This is a genomic window from Aeromonas sp. QDB54, from assembly GCF_027707385.1.
GTDB classification, from domain to species: domain Bacteria; phylum Pseudomonadota; class Gammaproteobacteria; order Enterobacterales; family Aeromonadaceae; genus Aeromonas; species Aeromonas hydrophila.
Genome location: NZ_JAPCIT010000030.1, coordinates 13,075 through 37,899 on the forward strand (window position 1 = coordinate 13,075; position 24,825 = coordinate 37,899).

Genomic DNA, 24,825 nt, shown 5'->3' on the forward strand with positions numbered 1-24,825 from the left:
GGATGGAAGAAGGTGAACCGCCGTCCCCTCAGGTAGGGACCCAAGCGCCAACTTGCTAGTTATCAATAGCTCAGTAAGGTTAGCGCAAAAAAATGGGCTGGTTACAAATTGGTCCTATTCGGAGGGCGCTACTGAGAAAACTGGAATATGGCGACTGTCACAGGGCCATCGTCGGGAGTCACAGCGGTGAGAGGGCCGGAACCTGGGAGGAGGAGAGAAGTGCTGGGCGAGGCAATAAAAAGAGCCTGCATTGGCAGGCTCTTGGTGCTGTATGTGTCGATTTACGCTTCGTCGGCGTGGGCCTTCTGGCACCCTTCCACGGCATGGGCGATAAGCTCGAGCGCGCTCTTGTCGCACGGCGGCAGTTCAGCCTCGCACGTCTTGATGGGAGTCACGCGATCGCCCCACTTGATGATGGCGGCGCCCCAGGTCAGGCCGGCACCGAAGGCGGCGGTCAGCAGATAGCTGTTCGGCTGGACGCGGCCCTGTTCCAGTGCCTCGCACAGGGCGATGGGTACGGTGGCGGCGGAGGTGTTGCCGTAGTGCTCGATGTTGACCATCACCTTCTCCATCGGCGCGTTCATGCGCTTGGCGAGGGTCTCGATGATGCGGATGTTGGCCTGGTGCGGCACGATAAGATCGATCTGCTCCGGAGCGATGCCGGCCTGTGCCAGTACCGTGTTGGTGGCTTCGCCCATGCCGCGTACGGCCCGCTTGAAGATCTCCTGGCCTTCAAAGTTGAAGGTAAAGAGGCCGTCAATGTCGGCAAAGCGCACCCGGTCGGTACCGAAGTTCGGCACGTGCAGGATCTCGCGCGCCTCGCTGTCACAGCCCAGCTTGTTGGCGATCAGGCCGCTCTCCTGCTCGCTCGCCTCGATCACCACGGCGCCAGCACCGTCACCAAACAGCACGGCGGTGTCGCGACGGGCCCAGTCCAGCAGATAGGTGAGGCGCTCGGCGCCGATCACCAGCACCTTTTTCATCATGCCGGTCTGTACCAGCGAGGTGGCGACCGAGAGGGAGTAGACGAAACCGGTGCAGGCGGCGTTGAGGTCGAACACGGCGGCATTGACGGCGCCCAGTTTCTTCTGCACCGCGGAGGCGGCGCTCGGCAGCAGGTTGTCCGGCGTGGCGGTGGCCAGGATGATGCCGTCGAGGTCACTGGCTTCCAGCCCGGCGCAGGCCAGTGCACGACGCCCGGCCAGGGTGGCCAGATCGGAGGTGCTGACGTGGGAGATGCGGCGAGCCTTGATGCCGGTGCGCGGGTAGATCCACTCATCCGACGTATCCATGATGGTGCTGAGGTCGTCGTTGGTCAGCACGGAGGGAGGCAGGCATTTGCCCCAGCCTGTGATATTGGCGTATTTCATCTTGTTACCGCTTCTCAAGTGGATCGCCCGCGGGCGGAAAATCGCGCAATTATGCCGCACGGGGCAACCACTGTCATCTTGTGGTCATGGTTATCTGGCAGCAGGGGCACGCCAGGTGGCGGGAGCCGCCGGGAAATTTCGCTTAAACCACAGGGCTTGCCTGCCCTAAGATAGGGCTTTCGCCACTGGATGGAATCACCCCTTGCACAAAGCCAATCTCAACCTGCTGCCCACCCTCAAGGTGTTGCTGGAGACCCGCAACATCAGCCGGGCGGCGGAGCTGCTGCACCTGAGCCAGCCCTCCATCAGCAAGCAGCTCGGCCAGCTGCGCAGCGAGTTTGGCGACGAGTTGCTGGTGCGGGAGGGGCAGCGCTGGCTGCTGACACCACGGGCCGAGGCGCTGGCTGCCCAGTTGGCGGACTCCCTCGGTGCGCTGGAGCGGCTCTACGAGGCCCCCGGTTTTGACCCGAGCCGCTGCGAGCGGGTGTTCCGGCTCGCCTCCTCCGATTACGTGGCCCAGCACATCCTGCCGGACATCTGCGCGGCGCTGGCCAGGGAGGCGCCGCTGGCGGCGCTGGAGTACAGCCTGTGGGACAAGCGCCTGCTGCCGCAGCTGTGGCAATCCGAGCTGGACATGGTCTCCACCATCACCGAACTGGTGCCGGATCAGATCCGCGGCCTGCATCAGGGGGAAGATCGGCTGGTGGTGTTGATGGGGAGCCACCACCCGTTGGCAGGGCGTTCGCTCAGTCTCGATGACTACCTCGCCTGGCCTCACCTGCAGGTGAGCGGCGGTGGCGACAAGGACAGCCCGGTGGAACAGGTACTGGCACCGCAGGGGTTGTCCCGGCGCTGGTTTGCCCGGGTGCCCTTCTTTCAGGCGGCGGTGGAGGTGTTGCTGCGCACCGACTGCCTGCTGACCACCCCGGCCCATATCGCCTGGCAGCTCTCCTGCGAGCACGCCCTGCATTTTTGCGATCTGCCGTTTGTCAGCCGTACCCAGCAGTATCATCTGCTGTGGCACCAGCGCCATCACCAGGATCCGGCCCACAAGTGGTTTCGCGAACTGGCCTATCCCTTCCTGCGCGAGCACCTGCAACGCACGGTGGCGGCGAGCCGCAAGGTGTTGAACCCGCCCCGCTAGCAACAGACGCTTGTGTTGGTCTATAGCCGTTGGCTATGGGTTCTATTCCCAACTTTCACTTCTGGCATAACCAGAGGCCCTTTACCCTGAGCGCAGACATTCATATTCCGCTTGAGACAAGGAACACCATGGAACTGACGAGTTGGCTGGCACTGGCCGCAATCTGCGTGATGGGCGCCATCAGCCCGGGGCCGAGCCTGGCACTGATCATCCGCAACACGGTGCAGGGAGGGCAGGGGCACGGCGTGGCCACCGCGCTTGGCCACGGCTTCGGGGTTGGCATCTATGCGCTGATCACGGCTTTGGGTCTGGCCATCCTGATCACCCAGACCCCGCTGCTGTTTGATGTTATCCGCTACGGCGGCGCCGCGTTTCTCGCCTGGCTCGGGGTCAAGGCGCTGCTGGCCAAACCCGCCAAGGGGGAGGTGAGCGAAGAGGTGCACCAGCTGCTCGGTCGGCAAGGCGCCTTTGAGGGCTTTATGGTGGCCTTTCTCAACCCCCAGCTCGCGGTTTTCTTCATCGCTCTGTTCAGCCAGTTTGTGCATGCCGATACCGGCTGGCGCGAAGGTGGCATCATGATGCTGACCGCCGGCGGGATCGATGCTGTCTGGTACGTGCTGGTGGCGCTGGTACTCTCTCGCGGCCCCGTGCTTGCCTGGCTCAAGGCCAAGTCCTTTGTCATCGACAAGGTAAGCGGTCTGGTGCTGCTGGGGCTGGCCCTGAAGGTGGTGCTCTGATCCAATCCTGTATTTTGCGGTGATCTTAAGCGGGATCAAGGCGGGGAGGGTGGCAATGCCCTAGAGTGGCGCCCATTTGCTGTCCGCCCTGATCCCGAAACCATGCACCAGAACAAGCACCCGTTAAGCCACAACAACCGGTTGGAGCTGCTGGCTCCGGCCAAGAACCTCGCCTACGGCATCGAAGCCATCAACCACGGCGCCGATGCCGTCTACATGGGCGGCCCCGCCTTTGGCGCCCGCAGCGCGGCGGGCAACTCCATCGAGGATATCGAAGCGCTGGCGCGCCATGCTCATCGCTTCGGTGCCCAGGTCTTTGTCGCCTTCAACACCCTGCTGCACGATCACGAACTGGAGCAGGCCCGGCGGCTGACTCACCAGATCTACGAAGCCGGTGCCGATGCGCTGATCGTGCAGGACATGGGGCTGTTGGCGCTCGATTTGCCCCCCATTGCGCTCCATGCCAGTACCCAGACCGACAACCGCACCCCGGAGAAGGTGAAATTCCTGCAGGATGTGGGCTTCTCCCAGGTAGTGCTGGCGCGGGAGCTGTCCCTTGCGCAGATCCGCGAGATAAGCGCCGCGACCAATGTGCAGCTGGAGTTCTTTATCCACGGCGCGCTCTGCGTCTCCTACAGCGGTCAGTGCAACATCAGCCATGCCCGCACCGGCCGCAGCGCCAACCGTGGCGAATGTGCTCAGCTCTGTCGCCTGCCCTGCTCGCTGCAAAAGCCGGATGGCGAGGTGCTGGTGGCCGACAGCCACCTGCTCTCCCTCAAGGACATGGATCAGACCGACAACCTGGAGGCGCTGATCGAGGTGGGGATCCGCTCCTTCAAGATTGAAGGGCGTCTCAAGGGGCTCGATTACGTCAAGAACGTCACCGCCTGGTATCGGCAGAAGCTCGATGCCATTCTGGATAGCCGCAGCGATCTGGTGGCCTCTTCGGCTGGCTGTTGCAGCTACAGCTTCACGCCTGATCCCAAAAAGAGCTTCAACCGCGGCAGCACCGACTATTTCCTCCATGGCCGCCAGCCCGGAATCGACTCCACCAAGAGCCCGAAATACGTGGGCGAGCCGCTGGGCCGGGTCACCAGAGTCACCAAGGATGGCATCGAGATAGATGGCAAGCCCGTGAGCCTCAACAACGGCGATGGCCTTGGCTTCTTCAAGCCGAACAACGAGCTGGTGGGGATGCGCCTCAACAAAGTTGAAGGTAAGCAGTTACTCTTGTCAGAGCGCATGCCGGGCTTGAAGGTAGGCACCGAAATCTACCGCAACCACGATCAGGCATTCAGCAAGGTGCTGGAAAAGGCCAGCGCAGATCGCCGCATCCGGGTCGATATGGTGCTGGCAGAGTGCGATGAGGGCTTGCGCCTCACGCTTACCGACGAGCAGGGCATCAGTGCCGCCGTCGCGCTCCCCTGCGACAAACAGCCGGCCGACAACCCGGAGCGGGCGCTGCAACAGGCGCGCGACCAGCTTGGCAAACTCGGCAATACCCTGTTTGTGGCGCGCAAGGTTGAGTTGGCGTTTACTCACCCGCTATTCATTGCCGCATCCATGCTCAACGGCTTGCGCCGGGAGGGTATCACCGCGCTGGAGGCTGCCCGTCTGGCCAGCTACCAGCGCCCCGAGCGACGCATCGCGCTGCGGGATATCCACTATCCCCAGCACCGTCTCTCCTACCTTGGCAACGTGCTGAACAGCGCGGCCGAACAGTTCTTCCGCGAGCACGGGGTGGAGCGCATCGCGCCCGCTTATGAGGCGAACAAGGAGGAGCGGGAAGTAGTGCTGATGATCACCAAACACTGTATCCGCTACAGCCAGAACCTCTGCCCGAACGAGGTGCCTGGCCTCAAGGCCGAGCCGCTGGAGCTCAAGATGGGCAAGGACACCTTCCGCCTGCGTTTTGACTGCCACCGCTGTGAAATGCATGTGATGGGGAGTTTGAAGCGTTGAAAGCTATGGACTCCTCCCACCCTTGCTTGCGCTGAAGAGAGGGGGATACGAAATAACAGAAATGGGGTGTTTTACGCATGTTTTCGTGAGCGGTTGCTGATGTTCTTTCTTGATTTCAATGTGTTAATCGGGAGAAATACAGCTTAATGGCATCAAGAGGCTGTAGAGAGATTGCCATCCTCGAATCGATGATCATCAAGGCGTAAAAATACAAGGATGTGTTGATGCTTGCACTTTCGATCGTGACTCCGCACGGAACCAATATCGCATCAGGTAAAAAGACATTGGAGGTTCGCTCCTGGTGTCCCCCCACTCTCCCTATTCGCAATCTTCTGATTGTTGAAAATACAGTGTTTTTATCTCGTGATATGCCATGCGACCCCGACGGTAGAGTCGTTGCGATCGTCGATATTGAGGAGGTCCATGAATGGCGATCTGATGAGGTCACTGCTGCTTGCTCAAGTGGCTGGGAACCGGGTTACTGGGCATGGAGTTTGTCAAATGTCCGCCTGATAAAAAACGATCTGGTTGTGCCCGCCAAAAGGAAGATCTACGACGTGGATGTGGAGTCTGCAGGCATACGATTGGATGCTTATCAGGCTTCTCCAGAGTGCATGGCCAATTCATCCCCTGAGTAAGCTTCGATGTGATCTGATGCTTTACCTTCTCCCGGCGGCAGGCTCTATCAAGGAGTTTTACGGGGAGGAGAGGATGACGCGATTCAATGGGGAGGGGGCGCTGGATTATGACCAGCGCATTACCCGATTGGTGCCCGGTTATGAGCTGCTGCACCAGCTCAGCGCGTCCCAATTGATGGGACGGCTTGGGCCGGAGGCGCGCGTTCTGCTGGTGGGGGTCGGCACGGGCAGCGAACTGCTGTTGCTGGGTAGCCTGTGTCCCCGCTGGCAGTTCGTTGCCCAGGACATATCGGCCGACATGCTGGCGCAGGCCAGAAGGCAAGCCGAGCAGGCGGGGATGGCGGCGCGGATCACATGGTGGGAGGGGCCGTTGCCGGCCGACAGCATGGCGTGTGACGGTGCACTCTGTCTGCTGGTGCTGCACTTTCTGCCGCAGGAACAAAAGGCGGCACTGCTCGCCGACATTGCCCGCCAGCTCAGGCGCGGTGCCCCTCTGTTGCTGGCCGACCTGATGGCTGCGCAAGACGATGACGAGCGCACCGTGATGGGGCTGCACGCACACCGTGCCGGTCTGCCTCGGAGCGCCAGCGAACAGATGGTGCTGCGCCTGGCCCAGGACTTCTTTCCTCTCGATGAGAAACAGACCCGGCACCTGCTGCAGGCGGCGGGCTTTGGCGTTGGTCGGCGCTATTTTCAGGCGCTCGGGTTCCACGGCTGGCTGGCTGAGCGCCTGTGAGTGGGCGCCGTGTCGTCAACAGGAGATCCCTTCCAGCGTGAGCAGCGCCTGCTTGATGGGCAGACCCCCCGCATAGCCGGTCAGGCTGCCGTTCTGGCCGATCACCCGGTGGCAGGGGATGATGATCGAGAGCGGGTTGCGGCCGTTGGCGGCGCCCACCGCCCGCACCGCATTGGGCTTGCCGATGGCACGGGCGATGTCGCTGTAGCTGCGGGTCTCGCCGTAGGGGATGTCGCACAGCGCCTGCCAGACCGCTTGCTGAAACGCCGTGCCTCTTGGTGCGAGCGGCAGGGTGAAGTGTTGCAGGCAGCCTGCAAAATAGGCCTCAAATTGCGCTAGAAAAGGGGCCAGCGCCACCTTGTCCTGTCGCCAGCCACTCATGTCGGGCAGCGCGCGCAGCCCCGCCACGAAGTCCACGTGCAGCAGACCGCGCTCGTCGATGGCCACCAGCAGATCGCCGCAGCGGCTGGGCAAGATATCGTAGCGGATCATGGGGTTATCTCCTCTGATGGATTGTCGCTTGCTGCGCGGCCTGGTACCGACTCGGTCAGCAGTGCCGGCTCCTCGCTCATGGTATGCCACAGCCAGCTCGCCGCGTAGCCGCGCCAGGGCCGCCACCTTTCGCTGTGGGCCAATACCGCTTTTACCGGCAACTTGGTGCCGCCCCCCAGCGCCTTCAGTAGCACCAGATCCGAGGCGGGGAAGGCATCCGGGTCCAGTCCGCAGCGCAGCCGCCAGTAGGCGACCGTCCAGGGGCCGATGCCGGGCAGTGCCAGCAGCTGTTCATCGCTGGCGCTGATCAGGCTCAACTCGCCGCTGGCCAGCGCCTGTGCCAGCCCCTGCAGCGTTCTGATCCGGCTGCCGGGCATGCCGATACCGTCCAGGTTGAGCTCGCACAGCTGGGCAGGGGTGGGCAATTGCGCTACCCCGAATTGCGCCTCGGTGCGTGCCACCAGCCGCCCGAGTATGGTGATGGCCCCCTTGACCGACACCTGCTGGCCGACGATGGCGCGCAGCATCACCTCGTACTCATCCCAGCCGGCGGGCAGCCTAACCCCCGGCCAGCGCGCCTGCAGGCGCGCCAGCAGCGGATCCTGCCCGAGCCGCGCACCGATGCGCAGCATGTCGGCATCGAGATCCCACATCCGGCGCACCCGATACAGCAGATCCGGCAGCGCGGCGGGCGGCAGATCATGGACGCTGAGCTGCAGGCTGTGCCCCTTGCCCTGGCTGATGCGCACCCGCGCGACCTGATCGCCGACCCGGTGCCAGCGTTCATACCCCTCGTCATCCACCCGCTCCAGCCCCGGAATGGCGCGCAGCCGGTAGAACGCCAGCATGGCCGCTACGTCGTACGGGGGACGGTAGGGTAGTTGCAGCGTGAGCATCGCCCCCTCCTCGGTCTGCGGTTCAGCTTGCGTCAGGGCGGCGCCGGCTGGCTCGCTCTGACGGCGCAGCGCCCGCGGCGCCAGCCCGTATGCTTGCTGCCAGGCATCGTTGAAGCGGCGAATGCTGGCAAAGCCGGCCGCAAACGCGATGTCGGTGATGGGCAGCCGGGTTTCGGTCAACAGCCGCTTGGCGAGCAGCAGCCGGCGCGTCTGCTCCACCTGTTTCGGCGAGGCGCCGAGGTGCTGCTCGAACTGGCGGCGCAGCGTGCGCTCACTGATGCCGGCCTGTTCCGCCAGCGTGGTGAGCGAGCCTTCCGCCAGCTCGCCGCGATCGATCCGGGCCAGCAGGCGTGCCAGCGTCGGCGGCAGATCGCCGGGGGCGGCGGGCGCGAGCTCAGGCCGGCAGCGCAGGCAGGGGCGCAGGCCGTGCTGCTCGGCTGCGGCGGCGCTTTGGAAGTAGCGCACGTTGTGCTCGTGCGGTGGCCGCGCCGGACAAACAGGCCGGCAGTAGATGCCGGTGGAGAGCACGCCGGTAAAGAAGCGGCCGTCGAAGCGCGCATCGCGGGCCAGGCGGGCGGCATGGCACTGCTCGGCGCTGAGCGGCAGGTCTGGCTCATACTCTGTGGCCGGCGGCATCGTCATGGCGTGATCTATTGGCATCGGTGGCTCCTTGCGCCGAAAACGGGGTGGGCGCGGCGGCCCGGATGAGTGAGAGACTAAGCAGGAACGAAGGCGATGACTAGCCAGAAACGGACAGCAATTGAAATAAAACCGACACCGCGCCCGCGATCGCGCGGCATGAAAAACAGATCGGTTTGGCGGGGCAAGTATGCGAATCTGGGGTGACAACATCCAAGGAGGAGAGAGCCATGCCAGGACCCGCACGTGCCGGCGCCCTGATCTATGCCAGGGATCCCGGCCTGCTGAGCCACTTTTATCGCACCCTGCTGCAGATGGAGATCCGCAGCCAGAGCGACGAGCTGATCGTGCAGGAAAACGCTGACATCCAGCTGTTGCTGCACGCAATCCCCGCTCCCTATGCCGAGCAGGTGGTCATCACCACGCCGCCGCAGCTGCGCGAGCAGGGGGCCATCAAGCTGTTCTTTACCGTGCCGAGCCTCGCCTGGGCGGAGGCGAAAGCGGCCGATCTCGGTGGCGGCTTGCTGCCGCAGCAATGGTCCGGCCCCGGTTTCGTGGTGCGCAATGCGTTCGACCCCGAGGGCAACATCCTGCAGTTGCGCGAGTTTGTCGGTGTGCCGGACGGGCGCTGACGCGCCGCGTTGCCATGAAAAACGGGGCCGCGAGGCCCCGTTTGTTATCTGCTGGCGGGCGCGCTGGCCCTACTTCAGATAGCGCTGCTCCAGATGGCGGCGCAGCCAGTACGGATTCAGCGCCTCGCCGGTGGCACGGCTGACCAGTTCGTCGGTGCCGTAGCGGCTGCCCTGGGACCAGATGTGGCGGCCCAGCCAGGTGAAGATCTCCGGCAGGCGGCCCGCCACGATCAGCTCGCCCATGTTGCCGAGCTCCCGCTCTAGCGCGAAGCGCAGCTGCGCCGCGTACATGGCGCCGAGCGTGTAGCTCGGGAAGTAGCCGAACGAGCCGTCGGTCCAGTGAATGTCCTGCATGCAGCCATTCTGGTAGTTGCCCTGGGTGGAGAGCCCCAGCCACTGCTGCATCTTGGCGTCCCACAGCGCGGGGATGTCTGCCACCTCGATGCGCCCCTCGATAAGGTCGCGCTCCAGCTCGTAGCGCAGGATGACGTGGGCCGGATAGGTCACCTCGTCCGCATCGACCCGGATAAAGCCGGGCTCGACCCGATTGTAGAGCTTGACCAGGTTCGCCGGCGCCAACGCCGCCTGCTCGCCGAAGTGGGCGCGAATGTGCGGCGCCAGCAGCGTGAGGAAGGCGGGATCATGGCCGAGCTGCATCTCGCAGAACAGGCTCTGGCTCTCGTGAATGCCCATGGATCGCGCCTCGGCCACCGGCTGACCCAGCAACGGGCGCGGCAAGCCCTGCTCGTAACGGGCGTGACCGGTTTCGTGGACTATGCCCATCAGGCTGGAGACGAACTCCTGCTCGTTGTAGCGGGTGGTGATGCGCACGTCGGTCGGCACCCCGCCGCAGAACGGGTGGCTGCTCACATCGAGCCGGCCGTGGGCAAAATCGAAGCCGAGCAGCCCCATCACCTGCTGGCCTAGCGCCTGCTGGGCGGCGATGGGGAAGGGGCCTTGCGGGATCTGCACCGACTCGCGCTTTTGTTGCTCGCTCACGGTCTGGATCAGGTTTGGCAGCCAGCCGGTCAGATCGCCGAAGATCTCGTCGAGCCGGGCGCTGGTCATGCCCGGTTCATAGAGCGCCAGCATGGCGTCGTAGGGGCGTACCCCCAGCGCGTCGGCACGCAGGCGAGCCACCTCGCGCGAGAGCGTCACCACCTCGGTGAGGTTGGGGGCAAAGCCCGCCCAGTCGTTCTCCTTGCGCTGGCGGCGCCAGGCGTGCTCGCACTTGCTGCCGGCGAGCGACAGCGCCTCCACGAGATCCCCGGGCAGCAGGCTGGCATCCTGCCAGTGGCGCTTGATCTCGCGCAGGTTGGCGCGCTGGAGCTCATCCAGCGGCTCGCTCTCGGCCTTGGCAATCCAGTCGCCCAGCTCGGGGGCGGTGCGCTTGTGGTGGATCAGTAGCCCCAGTTCGGCCATGGCCTCGGCGCGGGCTTCGTTGCCTCCCTCCGGCATCATGGCGGCCTGATCCCAGCCACAGATGGCCGAGAGGTGGGAGAGCCGGTGCAGCTGTTGCTGATGTTGTTCAAGTTTTTGATATGACATGGGATTGTCCTTGTTATCGTCCCTGATGGCGTACACCCCGTACCTGGCATGCTCGGGGCCGATCGATGCTAGCACTGCCCTCGTGCGTTTTACCACCCTGGCTTAGGATGACTGACCAGATGACGGGCGCTGGCTAGCCGAGCCGTTTCTGATGGCGTTCGCGGTTCTCTGCCTTCTTGCGTTCGCTCTTGCGCAGCAGCACGTAGAGCGCCCCGCCGCCACCGTGGCGACGCTCGGCGCTGTGCATGGCCATTACCGCCGGCAGTTGCGGCAGCCAGGCGCTGACATAGCTTTTGAGCAGGGCGCGCGGCGTGCTGCGCTCCCCCTTGCCGTGCAGGATCAGCAGGCAGCGGATGTCGCGCAGTTCGCAATCCGCAATGAACTGCACCAGGCTCTGGCGCGCTTCGTTCAGGGTCTTCTGGTGCAGGTCCAGGCTCGCCTGCAGCTCGTATTTGCCGAGTCGCAGCTTCTTGTAGACCCCCTCCTGCACCCCGTCGCGCTTGAAGCCGACAATGGCGTGGGGGTCGAGCATCTCGACCGCTTCCATGCTGAGGTGATCCAGGGCGAGTTGTTCGGCGGTGGCGGCCTGGCGCCGCGCGAGCTGAGCGTCGGTCGGGCTGCTGCCCGCCGTCTGGAGGCGGATATGGTCGTTGCGAATGGGGCGCACATCGGCCACTTCATTGCGAAACAGTGAGAGTTCGTCGTTATGAGACACGGCAGGCTCCCCGCAGGTGGAATGAGCGGCCATTATAGCGGGCGGAGGCGGATCTGAAAGTGGCGGGCGCGCTGGTGGCGCCGGGTTGCTCAGCCCGTGAGCAAAGGGGAGGCGAGAGCGGGATCAGGCGATCGGGGATCGCCTGACGCAGGCTTATTGGCCCTCTTTCGGCGGCTTGGCGTTCATCACCTTGTAGATGAAATAGGCCGCGTAGGAACTGATCAGCAGGAAGGTACCGATAATCACCAACATGGACATCAGTCCCACGCTGTTGCCGAACATCAGGTTCATCCAAAATTCCATCTCATGCACTCCAGTCATCCCATTGATGACAGGCATGATAGATACCTCTTTGGGAGCAAAGAGATGATCTCGATCAAGTCCTCTTGTGGTTATTAAATCGGCAGTCCGATCTGTGAGCGCCCTCCCATATCAAGACCCTGACGGGGCCGATGTGGCCCCGCCTGCACCCTATTGGCGGGCCTGCTTGCGCGGACCCGGCTCGGTGAGCGGGGTGATGCGCCAGCCCTGCTGTTCCAGCAACGTGAGCAAGCCCTGGTCGCCGTAAAGGTGCAGCGCCCCTACCACGATGAAGCTCTCGCTTGGCAGGGTGGACCATTTCTTCAGCCAGTTGTGGTTGCGCTCCGCCAGCAGGGTCTGCTCCAGCCAGGCCTGCAGCTTGGGCGGCGCCATTTCCGATTTGAGCAGGTTGATGAGGGTCGCCTCGTCCCCCTCTTCCCACGCCTTCATCACCTTGCGAAAGCCGCGCTCGAGCTCGGGTAGCTCGTCCAGGGTGCTCTCCAGCATCAGGGTCTGGTTGTCACCGACGCTGGCGAGGTAGCCGAGCTGCTCGAGCAGGGTCTCGAAGCCGATGATGGGCTTGCCGCTGTCGCCGGCCTGCTTGGCGAAGTGCTGATCCACCCCGAGCGCGCTGCGAAAATCGGTGCGCTCCAGCGCCGCCTGGGTGAGGGTGATGGCGGCGAACCAGGGGCGCAGCGGGGCCAGCATGTTCTCGGTCAGGCCGTTCTGGCCGGCGGCGATGATGGTGCGCCGGTAGAGATCGAGCGGCACGTGCTCCTTGAGGGTCTTGCCGTCCACCAGCCGGGTGATGGCCCCCATCTCTTGCCACTGATGCTGGCTGATGTGGGTCAGATCGACCTCCAGCACCAGGGCGCGGCTTTGCAGCCAGGCTCGCTCGATAGGCTCGGGCAGCGGATAGAGCGAGGGCTTGCCCGCGTGGATGGAGCCCAGCAGCCAGTGCTGCTGATCGCCCTTGCTGACCTTATAGAAGGCGGGGTCGGCAAAGGCGCTCAGCGGCAGCAGCAGGCAGAGCAGGAAGGGGAGCAGCAGGCGATGGAGTCTCATGGGGCACCTTATGTCAGCGGATGGCTTCTCTTCGTCACAATAACCCCTATGATAAGTCCTCATTTGTCACAGCCAAGAGGTTTTCCCATGCCCCACCTTCGTTTTCGGGCCGTCTCCGTCGACACCCTCAAGCAGATAAGCGCCCCCCTGCTGGCGGATCTCTGTGCCCTCACCGGGGGCAAACCGGAGTTCGTCACCCTGGAGAGTATCGACAGCCACTGGGTGCGCGAGGGGGAGGTCGAGGCCGGCTTTCCGTTCGTCGAGCTGGTCTGGTTCGAACGCCCGCAGGAGCTGCAGGACGCGGCCGCAGCGCTGATCACCCGCCACCTGAAAGCGGTGCTGGGGGAGCAGACCTATGTGGTGGTGCAGGTGCTGCCCATCGTCAAGAGCTGCTATTACAGCAACGGCCAGCACTACTGAGCGGGTACTGCCAGGGATTGCGGCTTGGCTGATTCAAGCCACTCTGGTGCCGCATTCTGGTGCCGGTTGGTGGGGATGAGACGAAAGGCGACGATGCTCGTCGTCGCCCCTGGCGGCAGGCTGCTTGCAGGCGTGCCGGGTGGCGAGGCGGTCGCCGTCAGGCCGACTTGGCCAGGATCCGGTCGAGCAGGCGACTGGGCAACAGGCGGCGCAGCACCCCGAACAGCCGGGTCGGGAAGGTGACCGGGTAGCGGTGTTTGGGGCGCGGGCTGCCGAGTGCGTGCAGCAGCGGCGCAATGCAGGCCTCGCTTGGCAGGGTAAAACCGCGGGCACCCCCTTCACGCTCCAGCCGGCTCAGGGTCTGCTGGTAGGCGGCCTGATGGCGGCTGGCGGCGGGCTCTATGTGGCGCAGGAAGGCGGCGCGGGCATTGGCCCGAAAGCGGGTGTCGATGGGACCGGGCTCGATCAGGCTGATCTGCACGCCGCTGCCGGCCAGCTCCAGGCGCAGGGTATCGGTATACCCTTCCAGCGCGAACTTGCTGGCGTTGTAGGCGCCGCGATACTTCATGGCCACCAGCCCCAGCACCGAGCTGTTCTGCACGATGCGCCCCTCGCCGGCCGCCAGCATGGCCGGCAGCAGCTGGCGAATGAGGTGGTGCCAGCCGAACAGGTTGGTATCGAACTGCTCGCGCAGCGCCTGGGTGGGCAGATCCTCCAGCGCGCCAGGCTGGCCGTAGGCGCCGTTGTTGAACAGGCCATAGAGGCGGCCGCCGGCCAGTGCCTGCGCCTCGGCCGCGCCCCGCTCTATGCTGGCCTCGTTGGCCAGATCCAGCTCGACCGCCAGCAAACCCAGCTGACGCAGTTGCGCCACATCCTCGGCCTTGCGGGCGGAGGCGATGACGGTGTAGCCGTGCTGGCCGAGCGCCTTGGCGGCGGCCAGGCCGATGCCGCTGGAGCAACCGGTGATCAGAACGAAGCGGGACATAGGCGCATCCTTATGGTGACAGGGCAGGCAGCAGCGCCTGCGGTTTTGCATGTTAACCCGCTGATCAGAAAAAAAACCGGGCCAATTGGCCCGGTTTGCTAACTTCAACCACCTGCTTACAGGATGGTGAACGGCATGATGATGTGGAACTTGACGTCTTTCTCGGAGGCGAAGATGTTGGGGTATTCGGTCCAACCGCCGCTCTGGCTGATGTCGTTGTTGTAATCGGTGTAGTGCAGCTTGAACAGGGTGCCCTTCAGCTTGCCATCCTGCACTGTGTACATGACGTCGAAGTTGGCTGCCCATTCGGTATCTTCACCGTTGGTGGCCTTGGTGCCGTCGCCTTTCTGGATATCCCAGCCGTAGGCACCGGAGACACCGACGGACCAGCCAGGTGCACCCACCAGGTCATCCAGGGAACGGGTCACGCCGAAGTAGAGCGCTTTCTCGTTGTTGGCGTTCCAGTCGGAGCGGGAGTCCCACCAGATTTCGTTCGCGCCCTGGGAGTTGCCGTAGCCACGGGTCAGACGGGGCAGGTAGTTGCCTTCGTTACCCTCGGCCTTGGTCCACAGACCTTCCAGACGGAAGCCGTACGGGCCCATGCCCCAGGCGGCGGTCAGCGCTTGCTGCCATGCCAGACCATCGTAAGTCTCGATGTCGGCACCACCCTTCTGATAGGTCTTGGTGTCGGAACCGTAGAACTGGTAGCTGGTGGAGAGGCCGTTCAGCACGTCGAATTTATGGGCCAGCTTGAAGTGGTAGCTGTCCATGTAGTTTTCGGAGTTACCGTAGGAACCGGTGATGGCGGTACCGTTCTCGAAGGTGTAACGGGCGGCGACACCCTGGATGTAGTCGATGACGTTTTCATCGGCGAACGGATCCATCCATGCTTTGGCACGGGAGAACTTCTGGGTCTCTTTGTACCAGGGAGATTTGTACTCGTCGGCGATGGCGTAGGTCAGGTAGAGGCCACCGAAGTTACCCTCGATCTGGCCACCACGGTAGGTACCCGGCTGATAGGACCAGTTCACACCGATCACGCCCGGTACGTAGAGCTGGGTCAGACCACCCTTGGCGGTGAGGGCACCGTCCAGCGCCTTGAATTTCAGCGAGGCGTTGGCCAGGCTGAAGCCACCTTCCGGGGAGCCGTCCTTGTAGTTTTCGCCCCATTTGTTGCCGGCGAAGGAGAATTCATTCTCCTGGTTGACCGGGTGGTTTTCGGTCACGGCCAGGTCATAGGCACCGAAACCGCCCACATCGATACCCACCACGTCCCAGGCGTAGCCGGAGTTGAAGTTCAGGGAGGCCTGGGTGGTGGCGTGGCTCAGGTTGGACTGGTACTTGCCTTCTTTGTTCTTGGCAGTGGGGTCGCCATCGATACGCTGACGGTCACGCTGGAAGTAGAAGAGGCCACCGTTGAGTTTGCCTTCTTCATAGAATTTGCTGGCGGCGGCTGCATAGGTGGGGCCGGCTTCGTCGGCAGCCAACACCATACCGGGGGCGAGCATGGCAGCAACGATGGCTGCGCTCAATGCGGCACGTTTGAAGATCACTTTTTCCATTTTGTATTGCTCCTGATTTTATGGACTTAGCTTTTTTTGTCCGGCAGTCAGGCAAGCGCCCGCCGCTCGGTATTGGCATTGCAATCAAGACCCCGAAGGGCAAAAAGTTTGAGTATGTCGGCTGCGGCCGCGACGTCTTGGCACATCTGCGGTGGTGCAGTTCTGTTCATCACATATTTTGTTTTTTTGTGTTCCGATCCTTGGCTATCGGACAATCCAAGAGTACGTTCGCGGTGCGAAATATCAATGGAAAGTTCCCACCAAGTTTCAAAAATATGACCGAGTGCAAATAATCATGACGCTCGCTGTGGACACTCCCAGCCCGCTGATATCGGTGATGACAACGTTTTCAGATGAAATTGCCGGCCGATCCGGACGGATCGCACTGTGCAGAGGGATCTTTCTTCGTTAACCAGCGGATAACAGATAATTTTGTGCCACAAAAAAAGATAAACCCCTGCGCGATGGCAGGGGCCGGGTAGGGGACGCCGGCTAAACCGGCACGGCTCAGGCCTGATGACCGAGGATGCGCGGGATCTGGCTGGCCTGGTGGTGGATGTGCTCCGACACCTGCACCGAGAGGCGGCTGCCCTGGCGGGCGTGCTGGCTGATGCGGCCGATGAGATCGGCAAAACTGGCCAGCTTGTGCTCCTGGCTCTTGGCATTGTCGGCCCCCTGCAGGGCGATGACCGCCGTGCTGCGCGCCATCTCCCGCACCGCCTGGGTGGTCTGGCGCAGCTGCTCCGCCTGCTGGCGCTGGGCGGCGGCTTCTGCGGTGATGCGCGCCAGCACGGTACCGAGCTGCTCCCCCGCCTGGGTCAGCCTGGTCAGGATTTCGGTGATCTGGCCGAGGGAGCGCTGGGTATCGGCGGAGAGGTGGCGCACCTCGTCGGCCACCACCGCAAAGCCGCGCCCCTGCTCGCCCGCCCGGGCCGCCTCGATGGCCGCATTGAGCGCCAGCAGGTTGGTCTGCTGGGAGATATGGCCGATCACGTCGACGATGGCGGTCACATCTTCCACCGAGCGCTTGAGCTGGGCCAGGGCGCCGCCACTCTCGTCGATGGCGAGCCCGGTCTGGGCGGTGGCCTGCAACATGCCGCCCACCAGCTGCTCGCTCTGGCTCATGGAGTGCTCGTTGTGCTGGGCGTGCTGCGCTATCTCGGCGGCCACCTGATGCACCTCGCCGGCCAGCTGGTTCAGCTCGTTCATCATCAGATCGCTCTCGTCCACCGCCTGCTCCGTGGTGCGGGTGCTGTGATGGATCTCCTGCACCTGGTTGACCATCCCCTGCAGACTTTGCGACACCGCCGACAGCTGGCCCTCTTTCTGCTGCTGATCCTGCTGCAGCCGCAGGATGAGGCGGTTGTAGCTGGCGACGATGTCGGCCAGCTCGTTGCGCTCGCGTCCCTCTGGCAGGGTCTCGGCCTGCCCAGTCTCGTCGAGCTGCAGGAAGGCCGTGCGCAGGCGCAGCAGCGGCCTGACCAGCCAGCTGCGCTGCACCAGCGCAAACAGCAGGGCGACCAGCACCAGACAGAGCGCCAGACTGCCGAGGATGGCGGCCAGCCGCTGGTTGACCGCCTGGCGGGCGGCGGCCAGTTCGCTGCCCATCTGGCCGGTGGCCTGCAGCATCTGGCCTATGTCTTGTTGCACCGCGAGACGGCCCGCCTGCTGCTGTTGCAGCGCCTTGCGGCTGTTCTCCAGCTCCTGCGGGTAGCGCTTGAGCAGCGAGAGCAGCTCGGCTTTGGGCAGATCCCCGAGCTCCTTGCGCTCCGGTTCCCCCAGGGTGAATTCGTCGGCGGGGTGCGCCTCGAACAGACCGAGCGGCGGCAGGGCTGCCAGCTGCTCAGCCTGTTTTTGCAGTGCTGCCAGCTCGAACTGCAACCCTTCCAGCAGCTTGGGGCTGGCCTGCTCCATGTAGTTCTGGCGCAGGTGAGCGAGCCCCGGCAGGGCCGCCAGCAGGTCGCCGGCCAGCTGACGATAGCGCTCGGCGCTGGCCGGGTCGCTCCCCGTCGCCCCTTGCTGGCCGTAACGCAGCAGCGCCCTGGCCTGATCGGTCAGCTCGTTCTCGGCATTTTGCAGCAGCCACTGGCTGTTGCCGGAGAGCTTGCCGGCCGCCAGATAGTCGCTGTCGATGCGCGCTCCCATCTGCTCAAGCAGGGTGCGCAGCGGGGCCGTGAGCGCCACACCCTGCTGGGTGAGCTGGGCAAGCGCCTGCTTGCGCACCGCTTCGGCCTCGGTCAGCCGCAGCGGATCGCCGCTGGCGAGGTAGTCGCGCAAGGTGCCCTGCAGGGTGCCGGTGAGCTGCTGCTGCAGCCGTTCGTGCTGGTGCTGGGCCTGCTCGGCCTGGTTCAGCTGTTGCCAGCCGTGCCAGAGGGCACCGGCCTGCACGGCGGCGACCAGCAGCAGAGCGAGGGAAGAGAGGGAAGCATAATGGGCAATTTTCACGGCAGCATTCCTGCTTGTTGAACCACGGCGATGGGCGTCGGCGTGAGCTTAAGCAGCAGAGATGGCGCTTTTATGACAGTCAGCCCGGCGGCCGGGCTGACTGTCGAGGGGGACTGGCTTACGACTGCGGTGCGGGGGCTTCCTGCTGCTGGCGGGCAGGGGGCTTGCCCAGCATGCCGAGCAGGGCGCCCCCCATGATGAGAGCGCCGGCCAGCAGGTGACGGGGGGTCAGCTGCTCGCCATTGAGCAGCACCAGCAGCAGCGTGCTCAGCAGCGGCGTCAGATAGGCCAGTGCCCCGATCCGGCGTGGATCCCCGTCTCGCAGCGCCAGATACCAGGTGACGAAAGCCGCCCCCATGGGGCCGAGCGCCAGCCCGATGATGAGGCCCCAGTCACCGGCCGGGATGCGGGCCACCGGCAGCGGTCCCTCCAGCAGCCAGGCCAGCAGCAGCGCCAGCAGCCCGGCGGGCAGGCAGGCCGCCGCCGTCATTACCGCCGGGGCCGGCGGCAGCCGGCGCGAGAGCACCGAGTAGGCGCCCCAGACGATGGCGGCCCCCAGCGCCAGCAGATAGCCCGGCAGATAGGCCTGTTGCAGCTGCAGCTCGCCGTTCACCATCACCAGCACCGAGCCGGCTAGACCCAGGGCGCCGGCCAGCAGATGACGGCCGTGCAGCGGGTGACCGGGCAGCAGCAATGGGGTGAACAAGATGATGCACAATGGCCACAGGTAGTTGATGAGGTTCGCCTCCAGCACGGGGGCGTGGCGAAAGCTCATGAACAGCAGCAGGTGGTAGAGCAGCAGGGCGCTGATGGTCACCAGCCAGTTGACCGGACGAGCCCGCCACTGACGCCAGAACGGCAGGGCACCCGCCCCGCAGAAAAACAGCACCAGCCCCACCAGCACCAGCGGCGACACGCTGGTCACCCGGGAGGTGAGCGCCGCCAGCGAGGCCCACAGCACTATGGTCAGCAGCGCCAGCCCGGTGGACTTGTCCCACCACGAAGCAGCAGACATCCAACACTCCTTTGCAGATGAATGAACAAAAAGAGGGCCAGTCTAGCAGACCGGCCCTCCCTGGGCATAAAGTGTTGCCCTTCATTTACCGGTGGCGGGGATGCCTGTTCTCACGCCACGGAGTATTGCAAGATTGCGGACCGCCATGGTCATCAGGGACTCAGTTTGAGCAGGCGTCCCTGACCTGAGTCCGTCAGCAGATAAAGCGCGCCGTCGGGTCCTTCCTTGATGGTGCGGATCCGCTCTCCCAGCTCGGTGAGCAGCCGCTCTTCACCGATGATCTTGTCCCCCGCCAGCTGCAGTCGTACCAGAGCCTGGCCACGCAGGGCGCCGATCAGCAGATTGCCCTGCCAGCCTCGAAACAGCTCGCCCTGATAGAAGATCATGCCTGATGGGGCGATGGAGGGCACCCAGACCCACTTGGGGGGCGTCATCCCGGGGGCCTCGCTGCCAGAACCGATCTTGCCGCCGCCATACTCCTCGCCGAAGGTCACCTTAGGCCAGCCATAGTTGTCACCGGGCAGGATGAGATTGACCTCGTCCCCGCCCTGGGGGCCGTGCTCGTGGGCCCAGAACTGCTGGCTGCCGGGGCGCAGGGCGGCCCCCTGCATGTTGCGATGACCCAGGCTCCAGATCTCCGGTAGGGCGCCGGGTGTCTTGACGAAGGGGTTGTCGGCGGGGATCCGGCCATCCTTGTGCAGGCGTACCGTCTTGCCGAGGTGGTTGTCGAGGGACTGGGCCTGCTCCCGCTCGCTGAAGCGATCACCCAGGGTGATGAAGAGGTAGCCATCCTCCGTCAGCAGCAGCCTCGATCCGAAGTGAGCGCCCCCGGCGACCTTGGGCTGCTGACTAAACAGCCGTTGCCAGTCGACGAGCACATCCTTTTGCAGCCGGGCCCGGCCCACGGCGGTTCCGGCCCCGCCGTTGCCTGGCTCGCTGTAGCTGAGATAAACCCAGCCATCGTCATCCAGGGCGAGATCGAGCAGGCCACCCTGACCTGTAGCGGCAATTGCCGGCAGTCCCCGGATGGAGTGGTGTTCGCCAGTTGCGTCTATGCGCAGCAGCCGGCCGGGCCGCTCGCCGACTAGCCATTCGCCATCGGGCAGGATAACCAGCCCCCAGGGGTGGCTCAGCCCCTCTGCCAGCGGGGTCAGGGTCAGAGCCCGCAGCGGAGTTACCAGACAGATCAGCAGCAGGGTGAGCAGTCGCAACATGGTGTCCCTCTCTCAAATCGGGCCTGTGTCCAAATCGGGTCGGTGCGTCGCCAAAACGCCGCTGAAGTATAGGGGCAAGAAAAACCTGAGGCACAACAAGCTGCTGCGTCATCGGTGTGCATACACTTCATGCTGTCTGCGCAGCATTGGCAGGGTTGGCAAACCACAGTCCAGGTCGGCGCACCGCGGCAATTCGCTCTCCCAGGGAGCATGGAGGTGTCACATGTCATCATTCGCATCGGCGCCCAGGCGCCTTCTTCCCGATTTGCTGGCCGGCATCACCGCGGCGGCGGTGGTGCTGCCCAAGGCCATGGCCTACGCCACAGTGGCCGGGCTGCCGGTGGCGATCGGTCTTTACACTGCGTTCGTGCCCATGCTGATCTACGCGCTGCTGGGCTCCTCCCGGGTGCTCAGCGTCAGCTCCACCAGCACCCTGGCGATCCTGACCGCTACCCAGCTCGGGCTGGTGGTGCCGGATGGCGATCCCGGCAGGTTGATCACGGTGACGGCCACCCTGACCCTGCTGGTCGGCGCCATGCTGCTGCTGGCGGCTGTGCTGCGGCTAGGTTTTGTGGCCAACTTCATCTCGCTACCGGTGCTGGTGGGGTTCAAGAGCGGCATAGGGCTGGTCATCATCCTCGATCAGTTGCCCAAGTTGTTCGGGGTACATATCCAGAAGGAGAACTTCTTTCTGGATCTCTACCATCTGGGACAGGCTCTGCCCCATACCTCCTGGCTGACGCTGGGTGTCGCCCTCGTTACCCTGGTGGTGCTGGTGGTCATGGAGTGGCGTTTTCCCCATTCGCCCGCACCCCTGCTGGGGGTGAGTCTCGGCATAGCGCTGGTATGGGGCTGGGGTCTGAACGAGGCTGGGGTTGCCATTGTCGGCGCCATTCCCACCGGCCTGCCCAGTGTGACCATGCCGGACTTGACCCTGGTACTGCAGCTGTTGCCGGGGGCGGCGGGCATTGCGCTGATGAGTTTCACCGAGACCATCGCCGCCGGCCGGGCCTTCGTCGGGAAGGAAGAGCCCGAGATCAACCCGAACCGCGAGCTGGTGGCCACCGGGTTGGCCAACCTGGGAGGCTCCCTGTGTGGCAGCATGCCGGCAGGGGGCGGCACCTCCCAGACGGCAGTGGTACGTTCCGTCGGCGGCATGAGCCAGCGGGCTTCCGTGGTCACCGCCGTGATGGCGCTGGCGACCATGATTTTTCTCGCTCCGCTGCTCTCCTGGCTGCCGAGCGCCACTTTGGCGGTGGTGGTCATCGTCTATTCGGTGGGGCTCATTCAGCCGGGAGAGTTTCGCAAGATAGGGCAGATCCGGATGATGGAGTTTCGCTGGGCCGTCATTGCCTGCCTGGGGGTGCTGCTGTTCGGTACCCTGGAAGGCATAGTGGTGGCGATCCTGGCCTCCTTGCTGGGGCTGGCCAGCCAGACGGCGCAGCCGCCGCTCCATGTGATTGGCCGCAAGCCCGGTGAGGATGTGCTGCGCCCGCTGGCGGCCCGCCACCCGGATGACGAGACCATTCCGGGCCTGCTGATCCTGCGACCGGAGGGGCGCCTCTTCTTCATCAATGTGCAGCATGTGGCGGCCGGGATGCGCGAATTGATCGCGCGCCATCAACCCCGGGTGGTGGTGCTCGATATGAGCCGGGTACAGGATGTGGAGTATTCGGCTTTGATGATGCTGATGGAAGGGGAGCAGCTGGCCAGATCCAAGGGGGTTACGCTCTGGCTGGCCGGACTCAATCCCGGGGTGCTCGAGAATGTGCGCCGCAGTGGCTTGGCTGCCCAGCTGGGGGAGAGCCGCATGCTGTTCAATGCCAGGGCCGCCATCCGTCAATACCAGCAGAATCAGGGGTGAGCACAGACTCACCCCTGCCGCTGTCTAGAAGGGTTCCGGGATAAAGCGGAACGGGTGCTCAGAGGGTTTGACCTTGCCTATCTTGCGTTTGGGCAGCTTGATGGGCTCGGCCGGGAGATCCTGATAGGGAACGTGGGCCAGCAGGTGGGAGATGATGTTGAGCCGCACCTTCTTCTTGTCCTCGGAGCGGGCCACGAACCAGGGGGCCCAGGCGGTGTCGGTGGCGGTGAACATGGCGTCCCGTGCCCGGGTGTAGTCATCCCAGCGATCGAATGATTTGATGTCCATGGGGGAGAGCTTCCAGATCTTGCGGCCATCGTCGATGCGATCCCGCAGTCGCCGCTCCTGCTCGTCGGGGGTTACCTCCAGCCAGTACTTCAGCAAAATGATGCCGGAGTCGACCATGGCCTGCTCCACCATGGGAACCCCGGCCAGAAACTTGTCGCTCGCCTCCTCACTGCAAAAGCCCATGACGCGCTCCACGCCGGCCCGGTTGTACCAGCTGCGATCGAAGATGACGATTTCGCCTGCTGCGGGCAGATGCGGGATATAGCGTGGGAAGTAGAGCTGGCTCTTCTCCCGCTCGGTGGGGGCCGGCAGCGCTATGACCCGGAACACCCGGGGACTGACCCGCTCGGTGATCGCCTTGATGGTGCCCCCCTTGCCAGCGCCGTCGCGCCCCTCGAACACGATGCAGACCTTGAGCCCCTTGTGCACCACCCACTGTTGCAGTTTCACCAGCTCCACGTGCAGGCGACGCAACTCCTTCTCGTATGCCTTGTTGCCAAGGGGCTGCTGTGCGTCGGCCACGGCCGGCTGTTCTATTTTGCTTTTTTTGTTGTTACCCATGATGCCCTTCTTTTTGTCCCAAACGGATTAGAGTGCGACCGTCATCCCGGACGGCGCATTTCAAGCGTAGATGAGGGTTTTTCGGGCATGGGGATAGAGAAGACAAAGGGAGGCCATCATCTGACGCAGGGCGTAGGGGAAAGGCGGCCTTGGCCTGAAACGAGCAAGGGGTTGGTATCATGATGATACCAACCCCTTGTTTTATATGGCGCTCCCGACTGGAGTCGAACCAGTGGCCTGTCCCTTAGGAGTCCAGAAATTATTAGTTTCATATAGAATCAGTTGGTTTTATATGAAATGTTTTTTTGATTAAAAACAGTTATTTACATAATATATCTGTACCAAGTGGTTTCATAAAGTCTCACTCCAATGCACTGCGCTGGAGGGGTACGGGGAGGGGTACGGATGGCGATAAGTAAAGACTTGGAGATCTCGTCACTCAAGCCAGTCGAAGGGGTTAAAGTGAAACGCTATGCGATTCAATCGAAGCATGGTGGTGGACTCAAAATAGAAATCCGTGAAAGTGGCCTCAAGCGTTTTGTATATCGCTTCAAGATTGGTGGTAGTGAAGGCGAATTGTTGCTGGGGAGTTATCCTGCCCTCACTCTGGCTAAAGCCAGAGAGGAGCATGGGAAAGCGGTGCTGCTTGTGAAGCGGGGCATTGATCCCACCAAGTTTGCGGCTCAAGAAAAGGCTAAAAATGAAACGGCCCTGACGATGGATGAGTTGCTTGGGCGATGGCTCGATGCACAGCGTGTTGCTCAGGTCGTCAAACCCAAAACCCTCCAATGCCATCAGGATCGTTGGAATCGTCATCTCAAGAAGACCCTAGGCAACATTCGCTTAATCGATCTGACTCGTGCCCACTTGGCACAAGCGTTAGAGATAACCAGGCGTGCAACAAAAGACGAAACCCGTAAAGGGTTGGGAACGCTGAACCAGATGTTAGATTATGCAGTGGTTCACTGTCTGCTTGAGGCCAACCCTGCGAGACTGTTGCGCCCAAAAGATTTTGGTGCCAGTGCTGGCTCGCCAAGAGAGCGATGGTTGACCGTCCCCGAATTGCGCAGGTTATGGAAGGCGATAGATGAGGATCTTGGGAGTGGTGGTAGCTTGGCGGCCGGAGGGCGTGGTGTTTCTCGCCATGCAACGATTTCTATACCTGCTGCGAATGCGATTAAGTTATTAATACTGACCGGATGTCGTAGAGGTGAAGTCGCTAATATGCGTTTTTCACAGATAAAAGATGATATATGGACTATACCTGAAACCAAAAATGGTAGAGCTCATACTGTCTTTATTTCCCCTCAGGCGAAATCGGTCATTGAAGAGCAGGCGCAGTATGCCAATGGTGATTTAGTATTCGAATCTGATCGTCCAAAAACAGATGAAATCGAGCCAATTTTAGTTGATTCCATTACTCGAGCTCTAAGGCGATTCATCGCACGATGTTTACCTGATATGGACCCATTTACTGTCCATGATTTGCGGCGTAGTGCGGCTACTAACTGGGCTGAAAGGCTAGGGAAGGTGCGAATAAGCGGGGAAATTCTTCTCGGCTGACTCAGTCATTTCATTTCTTCATGTTTGAGCCGAT

22 protein-coding genes are annotated in these 24,825 nt (G+C 62.9%); 9 read left to right on the plus strand and 13 right to left on the minus strand.

All coding sequences use genetic code 11. The features are described 5' to 3' along the window. Positions 1 to 281: 281 nt before the first annotated feature. On the minus strand, positions 282 to 1,370 hold the full coding sequence (locus PG881_RS21340) for a ketoacyl-ACP synthase III (RefSeq protein WP_118881777.1): 1,089 nt from the start codon (positions 1,368 to 1,370) through the stop codon (positions 282 to 284). Between the two features lie 202 nt (positions 1,371 to 1,572). Between PG881_RS21340 and PG881_RS21345 the strand changes: the two genes are divergently transcribed. From PG881_RS21345 to PG881_RS21365, 5 genes are all read left to right on the plus strand, one after another. Then, on the plus strand, positions 1,573 to 2,514 hold the full coding sequence (locus tag PG881_RS21345; RefSeq protein WP_017782062.1) for a LysR family transcriptional regulator: 942 nt from the start codon (positions 1,573 to 1,575) through the stop codon (positions 2,512 to 2,514). A gap of 128 nt (positions 2,515 to 2,642) precedes the next feature. Then, positions 2,643 to 3,251: a LysE family translocator gene (locus PG881_RS21350; protein WP_270802740.1), complete on the plus strand. Its 609-nt coding sequence runs from the start codon at positions 2,643 to 2,645 to the stop codon at positions 3,249 to 3,251. Between the two features lie 102 nt (positions 3,252 to 3,353). Then, complete coding sequence (locus PG881_RS21355) at positions 3,354 to 5,213, plus strand: peptidase U32 family protein (protein ID WP_270802742.1); 1,860 nt, start codon at positions 3,354 to 3,356, stop codon at positions 5,211 to 5,213. A gap of 224 nt (positions 5,214 to 5,437) precedes the next feature. Next, a complete protein-coding gene (locus tag PG881_RS21360; protein WP_270802744.1) occupies positions 5,438 to 5,851 on the plus strand; it encodes an ASCH domain-containing protein in 414 nt (137 codons plus the stop codon). Between the two features lie 73 nt (positions 5,852 to 5,924). Beyond that, positions 5,925 to 6,587 (plus strand): class I SAM-dependent methyltransferase, encoded by a 663-nt coding sequence (locus PG881_RS21365; protein WP_270802746.1) that lies wholly within the window; start codon positions 5,925 to 5,927, stop codon positions 6,585 to 6,587. Between the two features lie 15 nt (positions 6,588 to 6,602). On the opposite strand, the gene PG881_RS21370 is transcribed toward PG881_RS21365, so the two are convergent. Next, positions 6,603 to 7,079, minus strand: coding sequence for a methylated-DNA--[protein]-cysteine S-methyltransferase (locus PG881_RS21370; RefSeq protein ID WP_270802748.1), 477 nt, complete (start codon positions 7,077 to 7,079; stop codon positions 6,603 to 6,605). Further along, positions 7,076 to 8,635 (minus strand): AlkA N-terminal domain-containing protein, encoded by a 1,560-nt coding sequence (locus tag PG881_RS21375; RefSeq protein WP_270802750.1) that lies wholly within the window; start codon positions 8,633 to 8,635, stop codon positions 7,076 to 7,078. Before PG881_RS21375 ends, PG881_RS21370 begins: the two co-directional genes overlap by 4 nt. Positions 8,636 to 8,844: 209 nt before the next feature. Here PG881_RS21375 and PG881_RS21380 point away from each other — a divergent pair, with 209 nt between their 5' ends. Continuing rightward, complete coding sequence (locus PG881_RS21380; protein WP_024944412.1) at positions 8,845 to 9,246, plus strand: VOC family protein; 402 nt, start codon at positions 8,845 to 8,847, stop codon at positions 9,244 to 9,246. A gap of 69 nt (positions 9,247 to 9,315) precedes the next feature. On the opposite strand, the gene PG881_RS21385 is transcribed toward PG881_RS21380, so the two are convergent. The 4 genes from PG881_RS21385 to PG881_RS21400 all read right to left on the minus strand — a co-directional run bounded on the left by PG881_RS21385 (position 9,316) and on the right by PG881_RS21400 (position 12,874). Beyond that, a complete protein-coding gene (locus tag PG881_RS21385; RefSeq protein WP_270802752.1) occupies positions 9,316 to 10,794 on the minus strand; it encodes a carboxypeptidase M32 in 1,479 nt (492 codons plus the stop codon). Between the two features lie 133 nt (positions 10,795 to 10,927). Then, positions 10,928 to 11,509 (minus strand): DNA endonuclease SmrA, encoded by a 582-nt coding sequence (gene smrA, locus PG881_RS21390; protein ID WP_029301641.1) that lies wholly within the window; start codon positions 11,507 to 11,509, stop codon positions 10,928 to 10,930. Between the two features lie 153 nt (positions 11,510 to 11,662). Next, positions 11,663 to 11,848 carry a DUF3149 domain-containing protein gene (locus tag PG881_RS21395; RefSeq protein WP_011704978.1) on the minus strand — a complete coding sequence of 62 codons (186 nt, stop codon included), beginning with the start codon at positions 11,846 to 11,848 and terminating at the stop codon, positions 11,663 to 11,665. Positions 11,849 to 11,980: 132 nt separating this feature from the next. Next, positions 11,981 to 12,874: a TraB/GumN family protein gene (locus PG881_RS21400; RefSeq protein ID WP_270802754.1), complete on the minus strand. Its 894-nt coding sequence runs from the start codon at positions 12,872 to 12,874 to the stop codon at positions 11,981 to 11,983. Positions 12,875 to 12,961: 87 nt separating this feature from the next. On the opposite strand from PG881_RS21400, the gene PG881_RS21405 reads away from it, so the two are divergent. Next, positions 12,962 to 13,294, plus strand: coding sequence for a DUF1904 family protein (locus PG881_RS21405; RefSeq protein WP_039215483.1), 333 nt, complete (start codon positions 12,962 to 12,964; stop codon positions 13,292 to 13,294). Positions 13,295 to 13,451: 157 nt separating this feature from the next. Here PG881_RS21405 and PG881_RS21410 read toward each other — a convergent pair whose 3' ends face one another. The 5 genes from PG881_RS21410 to PG881_RS21430 form a co-directional block, all read right to left on the minus strand. Then, positions 13,452 to 14,279, minus strand: a complete 828-nt coding sequence (locus PG881_RS21410) for an SDR family oxidoreductase (RefSeq protein ID WP_043159901.1) — start codon at positions 14,277 to 14,279, stop codon at positions 13,452 to 13,454. A 116-nt stretch (positions 14,280 to 14,395) separates the two neighbouring features. After that, positions 14,396 to 15,841: an OprD family outer membrane porin gene (locus PG881_RS21415; RefSeq protein WP_011704981.1), complete on the minus strand. Its 1,446-nt coding sequence runs from the start codon at positions 15,839 to 15,841 to the stop codon at positions 14,396 to 14,398. Positions 15,842 to 16,348: 507 nt separating this feature from the next. After that, positions 16,349 to 18,286, minus strand: coding sequence for a methyl-accepting chemotaxis protein (locus PG881_RS21420; protein ID WP_270802757.1), 1,938 nt, complete (start codon positions 18,284 to 18,286; stop codon positions 16,349 to 16,351). A 118-nt stretch (positions 18,287 to 18,404) separates the two neighbouring features. Next, entirely contained in the window at positions 18,405 to 19,301 is an 897-nt protein-coding gene (locus PG881_RS21425; RefSeq protein WP_270802759.1) for a DMT family transporter, read from the minus strand. A gap of 152 nt (positions 19,302 to 19,453) precedes the next feature. After that, complete coding sequence (locus PG881_RS21430; protein ID WP_270802761.1) at positions 19,454 to 20,515, minus strand: PQQ-dependent sugar dehydrogenase; 1,062 nt, start codon at positions 20,513 to 20,515, stop codon at positions 19,454 to 19,456. Between the two features lie 223 nt (positions 20,516 to 20,738). Here PG881_RS21430 and PG881_RS21435 point away from each other — a divergent pair, with 223 nt between their 5' ends. Further along, positions 20,739 to 22,379, plus strand: coding sequence for a SulP family inorganic anion transporter (locus tag PG881_RS21435; RefSeq protein WP_077095312.1), 1,641 nt, complete (start codon positions 20,739 to 20,741; stop codon positions 22,377 to 22,379). A 24-nt stretch (positions 22,380 to 22,403) separates the two neighbouring features. Here PG881_RS21435 and ppk2 read toward each other — a convergent pair whose 3' ends face one another. Then, on the minus strand, positions 22,404 to 23,228 hold the full coding sequence (gene ppk2, locus PG881_RS21440; protein WP_270802764.1) for a polyphosphate kinase 2: 825 nt from the start codon (positions 23,226 to 23,228) through the stop codon (positions 22,404 to 22,406). 405 nt (positions 23,229 to 23,633) lie between these two features. Here ppk2 and PG881_RS21445 point away from each other — a divergent pair, with 405 nt between their 5' ends. Then, complete coding sequence (locus PG881_RS21445; RefSeq protein ID WP_270802766.1) at positions 23,634 to 24,791, plus strand: tyrosine-type recombinase/integrase; 1,158 nt, start codon at positions 23,634 to 23,636, stop codon at positions 24,789 to 24,791. The last annotated feature ends 34 nt before the right edge of the window (positions 24,792 to 24,825 follow it).

Excerpts from the sequence above, each read along its gene's own strand:
- PG881_RS21445 (WP_270802766.1), top strand. The coding sequence starts at position 23,634 with ATGGCGATAAGTAAAGACTTGGAGATCTCGTCACTCAAGCCAGTCGAA.
- PG881_RS21395 (WP_011704978.1), bottom strand. The coding sequence starts at position 11,848 with ATGCCTGTCATCAATGGGATGACTGGAGTGCATGAGATGGAATTTTGG.
- PG881_RS21365 (WP_270802746.1), top strand. The coding sequence starts at position 5,925 with ATGACGCGATTCAATGGGGAGGGGGCGCTGGATTATGACCAGCGCATT.
- PG881_RS21400 (WP_270802754.1), bottom strand. The coding sequence starts at position 12,874 with ATGAGACTCCATCGCCTGCTGCTCCCCTTCCTGCTCTGCCTGCTGCTG.
- PG881_RS21410 (WP_043159901.1), bottom strand. The coding sequence starts at position 14,279 with ATGTCCCGCTTCGTTCTGATCACCGGTTGCTCCAGCGGCATCGGCCTG.
- PG881_RS21375 (WP_270802750.1), bottom strand. The coding sequence starts at position 8,635 with ATGCCAATAGATCACGCCATGACGATGCCGCCGGCCACAGAGTATGAG.
- PG881_RS21415 (WP_011704981.1), bottom strand. The coding sequence starts at position 15,841 with ATGGAAAAAGTGATCTTCAAACGTGCCGCATTGAGCGCAGCCATCGTT.
- PG881_RS21425 (WP_270802759.1), bottom strand. The coding sequence starts at position 19,301 with ATGTCTGCTGCTTCGTGGTGGGACAAGTCCACCGGGCTGGCGCTGCTG.
- PG881_RS21340 (WP_118881777.1), bottom strand. The coding sequence starts at position 1,370 with ATGAAATACGCCAATATCACAGGCTGGGGCAAATGCCTGCCTCCCTCC.
- PG881_RS21380 (WP_024944412.1), top strand. The coding sequence starts at position 8,845 with ATGCCAGGACCCGCACGTGCCGGCGCCCTGATCTATGCCAGGGATCCC.
- ppk2 (WP_270802764.1), bottom strand. The coding sequence starts at position 23,228 with ATGGGTAACAACAAAAAAAGCAAAATAGAACAGCCGGCCGTGGCCGAC.
- PG881_RS21360 (WP_270802744.1), top strand. The coding sequence starts at position 5,438 with ATGCTTGCACTTTCGATCGTGACTCCGCACGGAACCAATATCGCATCA.
- PG881_RS21370 (WP_270802748.1), bottom strand. The coding sequence starts at position 7,079 with ATGATCCGCTACGATATCTTGCCCAGCCGCTGCGGCGATCTGCTGGTG.
- PG881_RS21355 (WP_270802742.1), top strand. The coding sequence starts at position 3,354 with ATGCACCAGAACAAGCACCCGTTAAGCCACAACAACCGGTTGGAGCTG.
- PG881_RS21385 (WP_270802752.1), bottom strand. The coding sequence starts at position 10,794 with ATGTCATATCAAAAACTTGAACAACATCAGCAACAGCTGCACCGGCTC.
- PG881_RS21435 (WP_077095312.1), top strand. The coding sequence starts at position 20,739 with ATGTCATCATTCGCATCGGCGCCCAGGCGCCTTCTTCCCGATTTGCTG.
- PG881_RS21405 (WP_039215483.1), top strand. The coding sequence starts at position 12,962 with ATGCCCCACCTTCGTTTTCGGGCCGTCTCCGTCGACACCCTCAAGCAG.
- PG881_RS21350 (WP_270802740.1), top strand. The coding sequence starts at position 2,643 with ATGGAACTGACGAGTTGGCTGGCACTGGCCGCAATCTGCGTGATGGGC.
- PG881_RS21430 (WP_270802761.1), bottom strand. The coding sequence starts at position 20,515 with ATGTTGCGACTGCTCACCCTGCTGCTGATCTGTCTGGTAACTCCGCTG.